The organism is Pseudomonas sp. R25(2017), assembly GCF_002112565.1.
GTDB classification, from domain to species: domain Bacteria; phylum Pseudomonadota; class Gammaproteobacteria; order Pseudomonadales; family Pseudomonadaceae; genus Aquipseudomonas; species Aquipseudomonas ekonensis.
Genome location: NZ_NEHZ01000017.1, coordinates 103,054 through 114,492 on the forward strand (window position 1 = coordinate 103,054; position 11,439 = coordinate 114,492).

Annotated in this window: 10 protein-coding genes and 1 other RNA gene; 9 read left to right on the forward strand and 2 right to left on the reverse strand. The window is 65.7% G+C overall.

What is annotated here, in order from left to right; genetic code table 11:
- Positions 1-13: 13 nt before the first annotated feature.
- Together CAG31_RS21255 and CAG31_RS21260 are read right to left on the reverse strand one after the other, a co-directional pair.
- On the reverse strand, positions 14-376 hold the full coding sequence (locus tag CAG31_RS21255; RefSeq protein WP_085584830.1) for a YraN family protein: 363 nt from the start codon (positions 374-376) through the stop codon (positions 14-16).
- Positions 376-2,187: a penicillin-binding protein activator gene (locus tag CAG31_RS21260; protein WP_085584833.1), complete on the reverse strand. Its 1,812-nt coding sequence runs from the start codon at positions 2,185-2,187 to the stop codon at positions 376-378. The genes CAG31_RS21255 and CAG31_RS21260 overlap by 1 nt, the downstream gene beginning before the upstream one ends.
- 178 nt (positions 2,188-2,365) lie before the next feature.
- Between CAG31_RS21260 and rsmI the strand changes: the two genes are divergently transcribed.
- The 9 genes from rsmI to mraY all read left to right on the forward strand — a co-directional run bounded on the left by rsmI (position 2,366) and on the right by mraY (position 11,435).
- Positions 2,366-3,271 (forward strand): 16S rRNA (cytidine(1402)-2'-O)-methyltransferase, encoded by a 906-nt coding sequence (gene rsmI, locus CAG31_RS21265; protein WP_085584835.1) that lies wholly within the window; start codon positions 2,366-2,368, stop codon positions 3,269-3,271.
- A 73-nt stretch (positions 3,272-3,344) separates the two neighbouring features.
- Positions 3,345-3,698: RNase P RNA component class A (gene rnpB / locus CAG31_RS21270), an RNA gene on the forward strand.
- 403 nt (positions 3,699-4,101) lie between these two features.
- Complete coding sequence (gene mraZ / locus CAG31_RS21275) at positions 4,102-4,557, forward strand: division/cell wall cluster transcriptional repressor MraZ (RefSeq protein WP_003205355.1); 456 nt, start codon at positions 4,102-4,104, stop codon at positions 4,555-4,557.
- Positions 4,554-5,501 carry a 16S rRNA (cytosine(1402)-N(4))-methyltransferase RsmH gene (gene rsmH, locus CAG31_RS21280; protein WP_085584837.1) on the forward strand — a complete coding sequence of 316 codons (948 nt, stop codon included), beginning with the start codon at positions 4,554-4,556 and terminating at the stop codon, positions 5,499-5,501. Before mraZ ends, rsmH begins: the two co-directional genes overlap by 4 nt.
- The gene (gene ftsL / locus CAG31_RS21285; protein WP_007956777.1) at positions 5,498-5,791 is read left to right on the forward strand and encodes a cell division protein FtsL; all 294 of its coding nucleotides are present in this window, start codon (positions 5,498-5,500) and stop codon (positions 5,789-5,791) included. Before rsmH ends, ftsL begins: the two co-directional genes overlap by 4 nt.
- On the forward strand, positions 5,791-7,530 hold the full coding sequence (locus CAG31_RS21290; protein ID WP_170929944.1) for a penicillin-binding protein 2: 1,740 nt from the start codon (positions 5,791-5,793) through the stop codon (positions 7,528-7,530). The genes ftsL and CAG31_RS21290 overlap by 1 nt, the downstream gene beginning before the upstream one ends.
- Complete coding sequence (locus CAG31_RS21295) at positions 7,530-8,993, forward strand: UDP-N-acetylmuramoyl-L-alanyl-D-glutamate--2,6-diaminopimelate ligase (RefSeq protein WP_085584841.1); 1,464 nt, start codon at positions 7,530-7,532, stop codon at positions 8,991-8,993. Before CAG31_RS21290 ends, CAG31_RS21295 begins: the two co-directional genes overlap by 1 nt.
- Positions 8,986-10,353: a UDP-N-acetylmuramoyl-tripeptide--D-alanyl-D-alanine ligase gene (gene murF / locus CAG31_RS21300; protein ID WP_085584843.1), complete on the forward strand. Its 1,368-nt coding sequence runs from the start codon at positions 8,986-8,988 to the stop codon at positions 10,351-10,353. Before CAG31_RS21295 ends, murF begins: the two co-directional genes overlap by 8 nt.
- Positions 10,353-11,435 carry a phospho-N-acetylmuramoyl-pentapeptide-transferase gene (gene mraY, locus CAG31_RS21305; RefSeq protein WP_085584845.1) on the forward strand — a complete coding sequence of 361 codons (1,083 nt, stop codon included), beginning with the start codon at positions 10,353-10,355 and terminating at the stop codon, positions 11,433-11,435. The genes murF and mraY overlap by 1 nt, the downstream gene beginning before the upstream one ends.
- Positions 11,436-11,439: the final 4 nt, after the last annotated feature.

The window sequence follows — 11,439 nt, forward strand, 5'->3', positions numbered from 1 at the left end:
GCGCCGCCGGCGGTCAACTGTCGAACGCATTCTGCAGCCAGTTCAGTTGATCGGGACGGTTGTCGATGGCCACCACGTCGAAGCGGCAGGGAGAATTGGCCCAGCGCGGTTCGCGCTGAAGAAAATACTGCGCGGCGAAAATCAGTTTTTGCCGTTTGCGCTCATCGACGCTGTCGAGTGCGCCGCCCCATTGGGTGTTCTTCCGGTAGCGGACTTCGACGAATACTACTGTATCGCCATCGAGCATGACCAGATCAAGCTCGCCGCGTTTGCACATCCAGTTCTGCGCCAGCAGGCGCAGACCCTGGTGCTGCAGATGATCGAGCGCTTGGCGCTCGGCATCCTTGCCGCTTTGCTGGCGTGACCTGTCGGGCATCAGCGCGGGGTGTCCGGCAGGCGCTGGACCTGGCCGCTGACGAACTCGGCCCATGGCAGCTGACGCACGACGCGCTGGCTCTGGGTCATGCCCAGGCTGCCCGACTGGCCTTCGATGCGGCTGTCCGGCATGGCCTTGAGCTGGCCCAGGCGCGGCGCCAGGCGGTAGGCGTCGACGCCCATGGCATACAGGCGGCCGAGGCTGCCGGCGGCCTGCGGCCACTGCGCGGTCACCTGCTTGCGCAGCGGGTCGTTGGCGTCCAGCAGCCATGGGGTTTCGCAGAAGCGAATGCCGTTCATGTCGTTGTACTGGTTCACGTCGCCGCTGGCGCTGAACACGTGGGAGGTGGCGTAGACCGGCACGTCGCCGGCGTACTGGAAGTTCAGGGTCGGCTTGATCTGCTGGGCCTGCTGCGGGGTGGCGGCCAGGAAGATGAACTCGATGTCCTGGCGGCGCGACGGCTGCGCGGCGACGTTGGTGCCGGCGGCGTTCTGCAGGCTCTTGGCGCGGGCCTCGCTCTGGCGCAGCTGGAACATGTCGGCGATCTGCTGGGCCAGTTGCACCGGCTGGTCGACGCGCTCGGTGGCGACGATGCTGCCGCCGTTGGCTTGCCAGTCCTGGCTGAACGCGCGCAGGACGCGGTCGCCCCATTCGCCGCGCGGCACCATGATCGCTGCGCGGTGCAGGCCGTCGGCGCGGGCGCGGCGGGACACTTCGCGGGCTTCGTCTTCAGCGGCCAGGCCGAACTGGAACAGTTGCGCCGGGCCTTGGTCGCCTTCGCTGTAGTTCAGGGCCAGGGTGGTGATCGGCAGTTGCGGACGGGTGCTCAGTTGTTTGACCAGCGGCTTCTCCAGCGGGCCGACGACCAGTTGCACGCCGTCGGCCTGGGCCTTGCGGTAGAACTCATCGAGATTGGTCAGGCGCGAGCTGTCGTAGAACTCGATGGTCGGCGGCTTCTGGCCGGCCTGCTGGGCCTGGTAGTGGGCGGCCATGAAGCCGTCGCGCAGCGCTTTGCCGACCGAGGCCAGCGGGCCGTCCTGGGGCAGCAGCAGGGCGATCTTGCTCAGGGGCTGGCTGGCCAGTTCCTTGAGCTTGGTCAGCGGCAGCGGCAGGGTGATGGCAGCCGGGTGCTTGGGATGCTGCGAGCGCCAGGCGTCGATGGCGGCCTGTTGCTGTTCCAGGGTGCCGGCGGTCTTGACGGCCAGGGCCAGGCTCATCCAGCCGCCGAGGTCGTCGGTGGCGTTGGCCTGCAGTTGGTCGGTCGGCAGCGAGGCGACCAGTGTCCAGATCGCTTCGTGGTTCTTGGCGGCGGCTTCGCCTTCGAGCATCGGCGCGATGAAGATGCGCTCGCGTGCGGCGGCCAGGGTCTGGCCGTCGGCCTCCAGGGCGCGGGCGTGAACGGTGCCGGTGCGCACTTGCTGCGCCTCGGAAAGTTCACCCAGGCGTTGCAGGCTCGGATGGCTCAGGGCGGTCAGCGCGGCCTTCGGCTGGTTGCGGGTCATGGCCAGCTCCGCCGATAGGGTGGCGGCGAAGACCTGCTGGCCGGGCTTGAGCTGCTCCATCGGCACTTGCTGCAGGATCTGCGCGGACTGCCCGGCATTGCCTTGGCGATAGGCCAGGTCCGCGGCGCTCAGGCGCAGCAGGGCGGCCTTGTCCGGGGATTTGCTCTGGGCGGCCTGTTCGAGCAGTTGCTCGATGCTGGCGTCCGGAGTCCGTGGAAGTTCGCCAAGGCTGGAGGAAGGGGAGCTGGCGCAGGCCGCCAGCAAGGCAGCGAGGCAGAGGGCAGTGAGCAGCCGCAGACAAGCGATCATGTAAGTGTTCCTGAATACTCGATCAAATTAGCGTGGAATTGTACCCAAGCGCTGGCCGGGGCGCGATGTCGCCGGTACGAAACCGTTAATTTATCCGCAGCAAATGTTGCGGCGTCACGCCGGCCGGCGACGGGCCCTGTCGATCCAAAGCACGTCGCCCGTCGCCTGACGCGCTACAATGCCGGCTTTTACCGATCTTGAGGTGCGCGCTTTGACTGCTCCAGGTGCTTTGAATTCCGCTGCCGGCTCGCTTTATGTGGTGGCGACGCCCATCGGCAACCTGGACGACATCAGTGCCCGTGCGCTGAAGATCCTGCGCGAAGTGGCGCTGATCGCCGCCGAGGACACCCGGCACTCCCAGCGTCTGATGCAGCACTTCGGCATCAACACGCCGCTGGCGGCCTGCCACGAGCACAACGAGCGCGACGAAGGCAGCCGCTTCATCACCCGCCTGCTGGCGGGCGACAACGTGGCGCTGATCTCGGATGCCGGGACGCCTCTGATCTCCGACCCGGGCTATCACCTGGTGCGCCAGGCCCGGGCCGCCGGGATCAATGTGGTGCCGGTGCCGGGCGCCTGTGCGCTGATCGCCGCGCTCTCGGCGGCGGGCCTGCCGTCCGACCGCTTCATCTTCGAAGGCTTCCTGCCGGCCAAGGCGGTGGGGCGCAAGGCGCGCCTGGAGGCCATCAAGGAAGAACCCCGCACGCTGATCTTCTATGAGGCGCCGCACCGCATCCTCGAATGCCTGCAGGACATGGAAGCGGTGTTCGGCGCCGAGCGTCCGGCGTTGCTGGCCCGTGAGCTGACCAAGACCTTCGAGACACTCAAGGGTTTGCCGCTGGCCGAGCTGCGCGCGTTCGTCGAGGCGGACAGCAACCAGCAGCGCGGCGAGTGCGTGGTGGTGGTCGCCGGCTGGACGGCGCCGGAGTCGGACGATGCGGTCAGCGCCGAAGCCCTGCGCATCCTCGATCTGCTGCTTGAGGAAATGCCGCTCAAGCGTGCGGCGGCCCTGGCGGCGCAAATCACCGGCGAGCGCAAGAACGTGCTGTACCAGGTGGCGCTGGATCGGCAAAAAGGCGCGTAACCTGTCGCCCGGACGGCTCTGATGGCCATTAGCGCTTGTTCTTCGGGCGCTCTGCCGTTAACCTGCGCGGCGGAGAGTCGATCGGACAGTCGCTGCCCCCTATGAGAATTAGGGGGGGGAGGAAAGTCCGGGCTCCATAGGGCGAAGTGCCAGGTAACGCCTGGGAGGCGCGAGCCTACGGAAAGTGCCACAGAAAACAACCGCCTAAGCGCTTCGGCGCCGGTAAGGGTGAAAAGGTGCGGTAAGAGCGCACCGCACGACTGGCAACAGTACGTGGCTAGGTAAACCCCACTTGGAGCAAGACCAAATAGGGTCCCAAGGCGTGGCCCGCGCTGGGACCGGGTAGGTTGCTAAAGGTGTCCAGTGATGGCCATCGTAGACGAATGACTGTTCAAGACAGAACCCGGCTTACAGATCGACTCTCCACCTTTTTTCTTTCCCTGCTTGAATTAAAGGCGACGGGGCTGTTTATTAGCAGCAGGCCTGCGCCGGAGATCCGGCAGCGGCCGATGCCGTAGTAGCCATTTCCCACCTTGCTTCAATCAACAGCAGAAGCGCTTTTGTAATACCGAAAAGATCTTACTCTTAACAAATCACTTTAACTTTCGAGCGCAGCTTTCAGTGCTGCTTCAGGTTATTGGTCGCAGGTGTCCGCCGGATTCTCGTTGTGCCTCCTTTTATGCTCCTAAATCTCCGTTCTGTAAGGGTTTTCCTTTAATCCGCGCCTTGACGGTGTGGTGGGCGCATTCCTATAGTGTGCGCAAGTGGCGGAAAGTGGCATGAAGTGGGTTTTCTGAGCTCAAAACGCTAAAAATTGGAGAAACGCAGCCGTGTTTCGCGGAGCCAACGCTATCAGTCTCGATGCAAAGGGCCGTCTCGCCATGCCGAGTCGGTACCGTGACGAGCTCGTTTCGCGTAGTTCCGGGCAGTTGATCGTCACGATCGACGCCGTTGATCCGTGTCTGTGTGTCTACCCGCTCGATGAGTGGGAAATTATTGAAACCAAGTTGCGCGCGCTTCCTTCGCTCCGCGAAGAGAACCGTCGCCTGCAACGTTTGCTGATCGGCAACGCCGTCGACCTCGAACTCGACGGCAGCGGCCGTTTCCTGGTTCCGCCGCGTCTGCGCGAATACGCGAAGCTCGACAAGCGCGCCATGCTGGTGGGCCAACTGAACAAGTTCCAACTGTGGGACGAAGATGCCTGGAACGCGGTTTCCGCCGCCGACCTCGCTGCCATACAACAACCGGGCGCCATGCCCGACGAACTGCGTGATCTGATCCTGTGACTATTGATAGCGGCTTCAACCACATCACCGTACTGCTTGACGAAGCCGTCGAGGCTCTCGCCGTACGTCCTGATGGCTGCTATCTGGATGGCACGTTCGGGCGCGGCGGGCACAGCCGGCTGATCCTCAGCAAGCTGGGCCCTGACGGGCGGCTCCTCGGATTCGACAAGGATCCTCAGGCGATTGCCACCGGGCAAACGCTAGCGGCCGAAGACGGCCGCTTTGTCGTTGTGCAGCGCAGCTTTGCCGAGCTCGGCGCGGAAGTGGCCGAGCGCGGTCTGTCCGGCAAGGTCAGCGGCATCCTGCTCGACCTGGGCGTGTCTTCGCCGCAGCTAGACGACCCGGAGCGCGGGTTCAGTTTCCTCAACGACGGTCCGCTGGACATGCGCATGGATCCGTCCCGCGGCATCAGTGCGGCGGAGTTCGTCAACACCGCACCGGTCGAAGAGATCGCCCGGGTGTTCAAGGAATACGGCGAGGAGCGTTTCTCCGGTCGCATGGCCCGTGCCGTGGTCGAGCGCCGCGATGTCACGCCGTTCGAACGCACCGGCGATCTGGCCGAAGTCCTCAAGGTCGCCAACCCGGCCTGGGAAAAGGGCAAGAACCCGGCGACCCGCGCGTTCCAGGGCCTGCGCATCCACGTCAACAACGAACTGGGCGACCTGGAGGCAGGCCTTGAAGCCGCGCTCGAGTGCCTGGAGGTCGGCGGCCGTCTGGTGGTCATCAGTTTCCATTCGCTGGAAGACCGCATCGTCAAGCTGTTCATGCGCAAGCTGGTGAAGGGCGAGGCCGACAACCTGCCGCGCAACCTGCCGGTCCGGCACGTGGCGTTCGAACCCAAGATCAAGGTCCATGGCAAGGCGCAGACAGCCTCCGACGCCGAGCTCAAGGCCAACCCGCGCTCGCGCAGCGCGGTCATGCGTGTGGCGGAGAAGCTGCGGTGAGCAAGCTATTCGCCAAGCCCCTGCCGGGCGGCAGCTTCTTCATGCTGCTGCTGTTCATCGGCGTGCTCGTGTCGGCCATCGGCGTGTCCTACAGCGCCCACTGGAACCGGCAGCTGCTCAACACCCTGTACAACGAGCTGAGCGTGCGCGACAAGGCGCAGGCCGAGTGGGGTCGGCTGATCCTGGAACAAAGCACCTGGACCGCCCACAGCCGCATCGAAGTGCTGGCCACCGAACAACTGAAGATGCACATCCCCGGCGCGGCTGACGTGAAGATGGTGGCGCCATGATGAAGCTCGAAGGCGCACTCTTCCCATGGCGGTTCCGCCTGGTGGTGGGGCTGCTCGGCATCATGGTCGCGGCGATCTGCTGGCGCATCATCGACCTGCAGGTGGTCGACCGTGACTTCCTCAAAGGTCAGGGCGATGCGCGCAGCGTGCGTCACATTCCGATTCCGGCGCACCGTGGCCTGATCACCGACCGCAACGGCGAACCGCTCGCCGTGAGCACGCCGGTGACCACCCTGTGGGCCAACGCCAAGGAAATGCAACTGGCCAAAGAGAAGTGGCCGGCATTGGCGGCTGCGCTGGGCCAGGATCCCAAAGCCCTGGCCGAACGCCTCGAGGCGCAGGCGAACAAAGAATTCATCTATCTGGTGCGCGGGCTGACCCCCGAGCAGGGCCAGGCCGTGCTCGACCTGAAAGTGCCGGGCGTCTACGGCATCGAAGAGTTCCGCCGGTTCTACCCGGCCGGCGAAGTCACCGCGCACATGGTCGGCTTCACCGACATCGACGACCACGGCCGCGAAGGCGTCGAGCTCGCCTACGACGAATGGCTCGCCGGGGTGCCGGGCAAACGACAGGTCATCAAGGATCGGCGCGGTCGGCTGATCAAGGATGTCCAGGTCACCAAGAACGCCAAGGCCGGCAAGCCCTTGGCGTTGTCGATTGACCTGCGCCTGCAGTACCTGGCCAACCGCGAACTGCGCAACGCGATCATCGAGAACGGTGCCAAGGCCGGCAGCCTGGTGATCATGGACGTGAAGACCGGCGAGATCCTGGCCATGGTCAACCAGCCGACCTACAACCCGAACAACCGCCGCTACCTGCAGCCGGCGATGATGCGCAACCGGGCGATGATTGACGTGTTCGAGCCGGGTTCGACCATGAAGGCCATCTCCATGAGCGCCGCCATCGAGAGCGGGCGCTGGAAACCGAGCGACACCGTCGAGGTGTATCCGGGCAGCCTGCAGATCGGCAAGTACACCATCAAGGACGTGTCCAAGACCGAAGGCCCGGTGCTGGACATGACCGGCATCCTGATCAACTCCAGTAACGTCGGCATGAGCAAGGTCGCGTTCGACATCGGCGGCGAGACCATTTTCCGCCTCGCGCAGAAGCTGGGCCTCGGCCAGGACACCGGCCTGGGCTTCCCCGGCGAGCGCGTCGGCAACCTGCCGAACTACCGGGACTGGCGCAAGGCCGAAACGGCGACGCTGTCCTACGGCTACGGCGTGTCCGTCACCGCGATCCAGTTGGTGCACGCGTTCTCGGCGCTGGCCAACAACGGCCGCCTCGCGCCGCTGACCCTGATCAAGACCGACAAGGCCCCGCAGACTACCCAGGTGCTGCCGGAGGCCGTGGCGAAAACCATGCAAGGCATGCTGCAGCAGGTGATCGAGGCCCCGCGCGGCGTGTTCCGTGCTCAGGTGCCGGCGTACCACGTGGGCGGCAAGTCCGGTACGGCGCGCAAGACGTCGGTGGGCACCAAGGGCTACGCCGAAAACTCCTACCGTTCGTTGTTCGCCGGCTTCGGCCCGATGAGCGATCCGCGTTACGCCATCGTCGTGGTGATCGATGAACCGACCAAGGCCGGCTACTTCGGCGGTCTGGTGTCGGCGCCGGTGTTCAGCCGCGTGATGTCCGGCACCCTGCGCCTGATGAACGTCACCCCGGACAACCTGCCGACCACACAACAGGCCAACGCCACCCCGGCCGTTCCGCTGAAAGCCAATGGAGGGCGCGGCTGATGTCTCTGAGTCTGAACAAGATATTCCCCCACGCCGGCCACGATCTGCTGATCCGTGAACTGGCGCTGGACAGCCGCAACGTGCGCGCCGGCGACCTGTTCCTCGCGGTGCCGGGCGGCAAGTTCGACGGCCGTGCCCACATCGCCGACGCGCTGGAGCGCGGCGCGGCCGCCGTGGCCTATGAAGTGCAGGGCGCCACCGTGCTGCCGATCACCGATGTGCCGCTGATTCCGGTCAAGGGCCTGGCGGCGCAGCTGTCGGACATCGCCGGGCGCTTCTACGGCGAGCCCAGCCATCACCTGAACCTGATCGGCGTGACCGGCACCAACGGCAAGACCAGCGTGACCCAACTGGTGGCCCAGGCCCTGGACCTGCTCGGCCAGCACTGCGGCATCGTCGGCACCCTCGGTTCCGGTTTCTACGGCGCGCTGCAGAGCGGCCTGCACACCACGCCGAACCCGATCGCCATGCAGGCGACCCTGGGCGACCTGAAAAAGGCCGGCGCCAAGGCCGTGGCCATGGAAGTGTCGTCCCACGGCCTGGATCAGGGCCGGGTCACGGCGCTGGCCTTCGATGTGGCGGTGATGACCAACCTGTCCCGCGACCATCTCGACTATCACGGCACCATGGAAGCCTACGCGGCGGCCAAGGCCAGGCTGTTCGCCTGGAACGACCTGAAATGCCGGGTGGTCAACCTCGACGACGACTTCGGCCGGCAACTGGCCGCCGAACAGCGCGAGTCGCGGCTGATCACCTACAGCCTGCTCGACAGCGGCGCCTACCTCTATTGCCGCGAAGCGCAGTTCGACGACCACGGCGTGCGCGCCACGCTGGTCACGCCCCAGGGCGAACATCACCTGCGCAGCACGCTGCTGGGCCGCTTCAACCTGAGCAACGTGCTGGCGGCGGTCGGCGCGTTGCTCGGCCTCGACTACCCGCTGGACGAAATCCTCAAGGTGCTGCCGAAGCTTGAAGGCCCGGCCGGACGCATGCAGCGCCTAGGCGGCGGCAACCAGCCCCTGGTGGTGGTCGACTACGCCCACACGCCGGATGCGCTGGAAAAGGTTCTGACCGCGTTGCGCCCGCACGTCAAAGGCCAACTGCTGTGCCTGTTCGGCTGCGGCGGCGACCGTGACCGCGGCAAGCGTCCGCTGATGGCCGAAGTGGTGGAGCGTCTGGCCGACCGCGTGCTGGTCACCGACGACAACCCGCGCACGGAAGACCCGGCGCAGATCTTCGACGACATCCGCGCCGGTTTCGCGGCTGTGGATAACGTCACCTTCGTGGCCGGCCGCGGCCAGGCCATCGCTCAATTGATCGCCGGCGCTTCGGCCGACGACGTGATCGTCCTGGCCGGCAAGGGCCATGAGGACTATCAGGAAATCAACGGCCAACGGCATGCCTTTTCCGATCTGGTGGAAGCCGATCATGCCCTGACCGCGTGGGAGGTGGCCCATGCTTAAGGCCCTGAAACTCAGCGAACTGACCAACGCCCTCGACGCACGGCTGATCGCCGGCGACGCGAGCTTCGACGGCGTCAGCATCGACAGCCGCGCGATCAAGCCCGGCCAGCTGTTCATCGCCCTGACCGGCCCGCGTTTCGACGGTCACGACTACCTCAACGACGTCGCCGCCAAAGGCGCGGTCGCGGCGCTGGTCGAGCGCGAGATCGCCGACAGCACGCTGCCGCAACTGCTGGTCAAGGACACCCGCCAGGCCCTGGGCCAGTTGGGTGCGCTCAACCGTGCCGCGTTCACCCACCCGGTGGCGGCCGTGACCGGCTCCAGCGGCAAGACCACGGTCAAGGAGATGCTTGCGGGCATCCTGCGCACCCGTGGCTCGGTGCACGCGACCCGCGGCAACCTGAACAACGACCTCGGCGTCCCGCTGACCCTGCTCGAACTCGCGCCGGAACACAGCGCGGCGGTGATCGAGCTGGGGGCATCGCGCCTGGGTGAGATCGCCTATACCGTCGGCCTGACCAAACCCCATGTGGCGATCCTCAACAACGCAGGCACCGCCCACGTCGGCGAGTTCGGCGGGCCGGAGAAGATCGTCGAGGCCAAGGGCGAAATCATCGAAGGGCTGGCCGCCGACGGCACCGCGGTGCTGAACCTCGACGACAAGGCTTTCGGCATCTGGAAGGCCCGGGCGGGCGGGCGCAAGGTGCTGACCTTCGCCCTGAACAACCCGCAGGCGGATTTCCGTGCCAGCGACCTGGCCACCGACGCGCGCGGCTGCCCGGCGTTCACCCTGCACGGGCCGGCAGGCTCCGAGCGGGTGCAGCTGAACCTGCTCGGCACCCACAACGTCGCCAACGCCCTGGCCGCCGCCGCTGCCGCCCATGCCCTGGGCGTGTCGCCGTTCGGCATCGCCACCGGGCTCGGCGCGGTGCAGCCGGTCAAGGGCCGCACCGTCGCGCAACTGGCCAAGAACGGCCAACGCGTGATCGACGACACCTACAACGCAAACCCCACCTCCATGTGCGCGGCCGTTGATATACTCGCCGGCTTTTCCGGCCGCACCGTTCTGGTGCTCGGGGACATCGGCGAGTTGGGCGACTGGGCGGAGCAGGGGCACCGCGACGTGGGCGAGTACGCCCGGGGCAAGGTTTCCGCGCTTTACGCCGTCGGCCCGCTGATGGCCCATGCCGTGAACGCTTTCGGTGCGCAGGCGCATCACTTCGGCACCCAGGCCGAACTGATCCAGGCCCTGGCCGCCGAACAGGACAAAAACACCACCATTTTGATCAAGGGCTCGCGCAGCGCGGCGATGGAAAACATCGTGGCGGCCCTGTGCGGTTCCAGTCTGGAGAAACATTAATGCTGCTGCTGCTAGCGGAGTATCTGCAACAGTTCTACAAAGGCTTCGCGGTCTTCCAGTACCTGACCCTGCGCGGGATCCTCGGTGTGCTGACCGCGCTGGTCCTGTCCCTGTGCTACGGCCCATGGATGATCCGCACCCTGCAGAACCGCCAGATCGGCCAGGCCGTGCGCAACGACGGCCCGCAATCGCACCTGTCCAAGTCGGGTACGCCGACCATGGGCGGCGCCCTGATCCTGTCGTCCATCGGCGTCAGCACCCTGCTGTGGGCCGACCTCACCAACCGTTACGTCTGGGTCGTGCTGCTGGTGACCCTGCTGTTCGGCGCCATCGGCTGGGTCGACGACTACCGCAAGGTGATCGAGAAGAACTCCCGTGGCCTGCCGAGCCGCTGGAAGTATTTCTGGCAGTCGGTGTTCGGCCTCGGCGCCGCGATCTTCCTTTACATGACCGCCGCGACGCCGGTGGAAACCACCCTGATCCTGCCGATGCTCAAGGACTACAGCATTCCGCTGGGCGCCGGCTTCATCGTGCTGACCTACTTCGTGATCGTCGGGTCGAGCAACGCGGTCAACCTGACCGACGGCCTCGACGGCCTGGCGATCATGCCGACCGTGATGGTCGGCGGCGGCCTGGGCATCTTCTGCTACCTGTCGGGCAACGTGAAGTTCGCCGAATACCTACTGATCCCTTACGTGCCGGGCGCGGGCGAACTGATCGTGTTCTGCGGCGCGCTGATCGGCGCCGGCCTGGGCTTCCTGTGGTTCAACACCTATCCGGCCCAGGTCTTCATGGGCGACGTCGGCGCGCTGGCGCTGGGCGCCGCGCTGGGCACCATCGCCGTGATCGTGCGCCAGGAAATCGTCCTGTTCATCATGGGCGGCGTGTTCGTGATGGAGACCCTCTCGGTGGTCATCCAGGTCGCCTCTTTCAAACTGACCGGCCGCCGCGTGTTCCGCATGGCGCCGATCCACCACCACTTTGAACTCAAGGGCTGGCCCGAGCCGCGCGTGATCGTCCGTTTCTGGATCATCACCGTGATTCTCGTGCTGATCGGCCTTGCCACCCTGAAGCTGAGGTAGAACG

Coding starts and splice junctions, on each gene's coding strand:
- CAG31_RS21255 (WP_085584830.1), bottom strand. CDS start 376: ATGCCCGACAGGTCACGCCAGCAAAGCGGCAAGGATGCCGAGCGCCAA.
- CAG31_RS21260 (WP_085584833.1), bottom strand. CDS start 2,187: ATGATCGCTTGTCTGCGGCTGCTCACTGCCCTCTGCCTCGCTGCCTTG.
- rsmI (WP_085584835.1), top strand. CDS start 2,366: ATGCCGGCTTTTACCGATCTTGAGGTGCGCGCTTTGACTGCTCCAGGT.
- CAG31_RS21290 (WP_170929944.1), top strand. CDS start 5,791: ATGAAGCTCGAAGGCGCACTCTTCCCATGGCGGTTCCGCCTGGTGGTG.
- CAG31_RS21295 (WP_085584841.1), top strand. CDS start 7,530: ATGTCTCTGAGTCTGAACAAGATATTCCCCCACGCCGGCCACGATCTG.
- murF (WP_085584843.1), top strand. CDS start 8,986: ATGCTTAAGGCCCTGAAACTCAGCGAACTGACCAACGCCCTCGACGCA.
- mraY (WP_085584845.1), top strand. CDS start 10,353: ATGCTGCTGCTGCTAGCGGAGTATCTGCAACAGTTCTACAAAGGCTTC.